This window comes from Puniceibacterium antarcticum (assembly GCF_002760615.1).
In the GTDB taxonomy this organism is placed as follows: domain Bacteria; phylum Pseudomonadota; class Alphaproteobacteria; order Rhodobacterales; family Rhodobacteraceae; genus Puniceibacterium; species Puniceibacterium antarcticum.
In genome coordinates this window covers 1-4,798 of sequence record NZ_AWWI01000030.1, presented here as the reverse complement: position 1 = coordinate 4,798, position 4,798 = coordinate 1, and the positions used below count along the sequence as shown (strand labels likewise).

Here is a 4,798-nt window from a genome sequence, read left to right as displayed (position 1 = left end):
GTATTTTCATGGAGTACGCCATAGCCCGATTAGGCCAGCCAGACAATTTGGCAATGCCCCCTGAGCAACGGGGTGTTCCCCCGCCGATACCTGTCCGGGCGCAGGGCCCGATCCAGGATATTGCGCGCCGCATTCGTGGAATCTCGGCATCTGTCCTCAGGAGGTCGGGAAAGATGTTAACGAAACCGAGAGAATGCCAGATAGGATCCGCCGGACAATATGAGCAGGATGCCGGAATATGTTGCTGCCACCGGGATCTCGCCAAAGAAAGCCCAGCCAAAAAAGGCACCCCATATGATCCAAGTATAGCGGATCGGTCCGATAAGGGCAGCATCAGATGTCCGCAGGGCATTAATATTGCAAATCTGCCCCAAGATTGCTATCGGCCCCAACATGAAGAGAAGACAAGCGACAGCAATCGACATACTCGACCAAGTAGCAGCTGCTGGTATAGCGAAAATTATTGTTCCAAATATGTTCACATAGAGCAACACACTGATACTCGCCTCAGATCGTGCTAGCTTCTTAATAAGTATGCTTTCTGTAGCAACGAGAAGTGCGCCGAAGAGCGCAATTGAAGCAGGAAATAGATCCTCAACACGTATCGACACAGCACCACTACCGAACACAACTATTCCAGCACCAAAGAGGCAAACCATTGCAGCTCCCCATTGAGCTGTGGAAAACCGTTCCCGAAGGAAGACCACGCCAAGGATGACAACAAAAAGTCCATCCATCAATCCTACAGCCGTTGCGCTCGTCACTGACATATGACTTGCCGCATAGATCGCAGCCATTCCGCCCCCGCCTCCAGCGAGCGCTCTGATCGCGTGAACCGGAACCTGCTTAGAACGGATCCTTCGTCTTTCACCAGGGAATAAAGCGAGCCATATAAGAACCGTGATTAATGCTCCTACGTAACGAAACCAGATCAATTGACCTGCCGATATATCTCCTCCGCTCAAACGCCCAGAGATGTATATGAATCCGAAAAATCCTACTCCTAGAAACGCCCAGAGTACGCCATATAGGTTCGTTTCTACCGTTTCAGTGGTGTGCAGTGTATTGCTCATGGACGTTTCCCCTATGAAAGCAACTGAAGTGATTAAAAGAGGAAGCGGGACGTAGATGAGCTCGCGCCAAATGCGGTTGAGACAAATTCATGCTGGACACCTCCCATCCATTTTGCCACCCGTGGTATGGTTGGAGAATACTCGTCTGGTCCAAAATCTGTTGTGAGATATATGAATTCCCCTGGACGCAAATCACGACCATCTCGTGATCGAGCTGAAACCGTGGAAATGTTCATTGACTGACGGCCAAGGAACTCATGAATATCGCCGGATGGCGTCATGCAATGAGCAGGCGTCGTCGTTTTTCCCAGACCCTGCTGGTACCGGCTAAGTGTGAGCCAGCCAACACCCAGGATCGCGATATCCTTTCCTTCAGGGTCTTCAATCTTATAGCTGTGTTCGTATCCGACGGTCTCGCCATGCTCACGATGCGTTACATCACATACGAATGTTCCTGCATGCAAAACCTGTCCGGTGCCCAACTCGCCATGTCGGTTACTTGAGGTCAGGCCGAGAAGACTGCTGCCAATTCGGTCAAACATTGGAAGACCAAGCACTGCAACTGGATCATGTTCACCAAAGGCACAAGATGAGGATGAGGAATAGGAAGAAATTTCAGGAAGGGGCAGGCCATGATCTACAAATATTTGCAAAATCCACTTCACCGTCGCAACGAAGCCATTCAAAGCACGCGTGCTTGGATCGGCGCTATGATAGGGAACAGCACTACCAGCATCGGGAAGATGACATCCGACGCTCGCGACGCGTGTATTTGGGATTGTCAGGATGGTGCGCATCAACGCGTCGAGAGAATAAGGGTCTCGTATAGAGAAACCGTTTCGACCAAGACCGGCCGCATCAAGGCTAAGATGTATATCCGCAGTTTGTCCAAAGTGGCTGTAAATCTTGCCGATTTCCTCTATCTTATTAAAAGAAGCAGCCATCTCCCTTACCCGCCAATCGGCTTTGGCGGCATCGCTGATCTCTCCCTCTGAGCCGACCCTGAGACGGATCAGAGGTATGTTTTCATCTATCCTTCGAACGGCCTCGATTTCCTGGTTATCCACGACTGCTACGTGCGAACAAAAGCGGATAATTTCCGGAGCAACGATATCTATGCCATGCCCATAGGCGTCACCCTTCAGAACAGCGCAAAGACCACGCTGGCCGATACGTTTCCTGACGATCTCGACATTTTCAAGAAGTGCCATCTGGTCTATGCCAGCGATGACAGGCCGCGTCCTTTGCACATTCTTATTTCGTACGAGACTCGCCATGAACCGTTCGTGTCTCGTGACAGTACGCTTCATACCCATTTGAAGATCCATAGCAGGTCCCTCAAGGATTGTAGCCGGCATTGCGTGGCGCTGGAGAATGACCTGCGACGGATTCAAAATCGCGCCGATCCCATGTCATTCGGCACCATCCTTCGGAGATATCCTCAAGGGACTGCTTTTCCTCTGGTGTATCCCAACTCGCGTTCCGATCATCGGGCCACCGGTCAAGCCAGCTGGGATCGAACAGAGTTTCAACATAACGAACCCCATGATCTGGCAGGATGGTCAATACGTTGATATCCGGATCCTTATCAGCGTACCAATTTGCAACAGTGAGAGCTGCACCACTTGACGCCCCGACAAGAAGACCGGTTTCCATGTGAAATTTATGAACCTGCTGAACCATTTTAGGGACAGGAACCCAGTGAACCTCGTCGCACTGTTTAAAGTTCACATTCCCCATGGGTATCCCTGCGCCCATGGCCAGGACCTGTTCGAATGACTCCCTGCACATCCGAGTGATGCGTTTTGCCTTCGCCCCAAAAATTACGCTTCGATTGTGGTCTACCGCGACGACCTTAAGATCCGGATTGTCTTCTAGAAGCACACGGGCGAAACCGAAAAGCGAGCCGCCTGAACCGACTGTTCCGACAAGAACTTCAAAGCGCCTACCTTCATCAAGAAGCCTCGTGGGAAAGGGACGGTATGACTTCGAGTTCAGAGGGTTCGTATACTGCTGTGGCCAGAAGGCAGACGGGTTTGTCTCAAGAAGTCGAGCTAGCACAGTCAGTCTTGCCTGCTGGATACCGCCCTCGCAAAGGTTGCTTGCCTCAACGACATGGATACGAGCACCGAGGCTTTCCAAACGCCAGCGGACGACTTTAGATATAGGACCTGTCACAAGAGTGAGCTGCAGATCGTATTGAGAGCAAATAATGGCAAGCGCCAGCGCGAAGGTTCCGGAGCTGCTTTCAATGACCTGACCTCCAGGAAGGAGAACACCACTTTCGATGGCATCATCGATGATACTCCTTGCTGGCGTGAATTTCATAAGATCGAACTTCGCTGCCGTCAGGTTAGGACGCAGGTCAACGAACATCGGTTCGGAGAAGGTTCGCAGAACACTGGGATCTGGAATGGTAAAATTAATAGTCATAGCAAACCTTTTCGCTTACATTCTGTAAAGGCCGAGGTATTCACCACCCCAGCTTCTGACTTCGGAGGATACCTCGGTCAACGTTGCAGGGCATGGCAGTTCATTGATCGGGAAGATGAGGCCGGCGATAGTTCCGGAGTGGGATACGCACACCCCTGCCGCGTTCAAAGCGGTTCTAATGTCCATGAGGTAACCGAAATTTCGTTTCGGATACTTTCTTTCGTTGATAAGGGCGCTTTCTGTGGCAATCTCCGCAATCTTTCTGCAATCACCGGCATGAACAGCTATCCTCAACATCGAGAGAAGCTGATCAAATCGCGCCAACTCTTCTCTGGAATAGTTCGCAGGTGGCATATCATCTGTCTTGAACACTTCTCCCGGCATCATATTAAAACCGAGCACATATAACGGCGGCAGTCGGCACCCGAAGTTCTCAAGGACCTTCCCATCCCGTTGCGCGAAAAGTCTCACACGGTGATCAAGCATCGTGGAGTCACAGGCTTTTTCGACTTGCAGAACCAGACCCACCAAGTCCTCAAGTTCAGTATGCTGACCATAGGCTTGGTCCATAGCTCTTAATGTGGCGACAATATCAGCCGTCGACGAGCCCATACCGATTCCGGAGGGAATGTTGCTTTCGATATCGATTATGAAATCGAGATCTTCAGGAACAAGATGAAGGCTGCGATACACCTGAACGGCCTTTTTCACCTTCACCCTGCCCTTTTGGGTGTGGATTACTCCAGATCCCGGTACAATTTTTGCCGTTGCAGTTGATCCGACACTACGACAAGAGAGAGTCACCAGTCCCCTGAAGCTGGAATTTATGGGATCTGTAAACTGTCCCTGAATGATTTCTCCAAAATGTCCTGAGCAATGACCTACACCCCGCCAGAGCCATGGATGAACATGAAACTTTTCAAACGTGAGTGTCTGCAGCATTTTCGTACCTAACAATTACATCTTGCGTGTGGCAAAAATGAAGGTGGGAGCTACCACGTGTTTTCAGAGATCACCGAACGTATTTACCTGAAATGATTGAACATCCCGAGGTTCCGTTAATCATTATTAACACCTAAAGCCTAAAAAGTGATCAAACCAATATAAACGGTTACAGTAGTCATTCATTCTTGATATACCTCAGGTATGAAGCTCACATTGACCCAGATCGAAGCCTTTTCTGCAGTTCTGGCAGTCGGGACTGCTACTGGAGCAGCGAGCATTCTGAACACCTTGGTCTCAAGATTGAAGTGCGACACCCACAGCCCGAAGGGCATAGGATGTTGGCATGG

Annotated in this window: 4 protein-coding genes; all 4 read right to left on the bottom strand. The window is 50.3% G+C overall.

The window, feature by feature from the left end; genetic code table 11:
- Positions 1-176: 176 nt before the first annotated feature.
- On the bottom strand, positions 177-1,073 hold the full coding sequence (locus P775_RS03505; RefSeq protein ID WP_099909666.1) for a DMT family transporter: 897 nt from the start codon (positions 1,071-1,073) through the stop codon (positions 177-179).
- Positions 1,074-1,105: 32 nt separating this feature from the next.
- Positions 1,106-2,284: an alanine racemase gene (locus P775_RS03500; RefSeq protein WP_180287304.1), complete on the bottom strand. Its 1,179-nt coding sequence runs from the start codon at positions 2,282-2,284 to the stop codon at positions 1,106-1,108.
- Between the two features lie 127 nt (positions 2,285-2,411).
- The gene (locus tag P775_RS03495) at positions 2,412-3,506 is read right to left on the bottom strand and encodes a PLP-dependent cysteine synthase family protein (protein WP_099909664.1); all 1,095 of its coding nucleotides are present in this window, start codon (positions 3,504-3,506) and stop codon (positions 2,412-2,414) included.
- A 15-nt stretch (positions 3,507-3,521) separates the two neighbouring features.
- Complete coding sequence (locus P775_RS03490) at positions 3,522-4,448, bottom strand: GHMP family kinase ATP-binding protein (protein WP_099909663.1); 927 nt, start codon at positions 4,446-4,448, stop codon at positions 3,522-3,524.
- Between the last annotated feature and the right edge of the window lie 350 nt (positions 4,449-4,798).

What these genes read in the sequence shown, in the direction of transcription:
- P775_RS03505 (WP_099909666.1), bottom strand. Translation starts at nt 1,073, where the DNA reads ATGAGCAATACACTGCACACCACTGAAACGGTAGAAACGAACCTATAT.
- P775_RS03500 (WP_180287304.1), bottom strand. Translation starts at nt 2,284, where the DNA reads ATGGCACTTCTTGAAAATGTCGAGATCGTCAGGAAACGTATCGGCCAG.
- P775_RS03495 (WP_099909664.1), bottom strand. Translation starts at nt 3,506, where the DNA reads ATGACTATTAATTTTACCATTCCAGATCCCAGTGTTCTGCGAACCTTC.
- P775_RS03490 (WP_099909663.1), bottom strand. Translation starts at nt 4,448, where the DNA reads ATGCTGCAGACACTCACGTTTGAAAAGTTTCATGTTCATCCATGGCTC.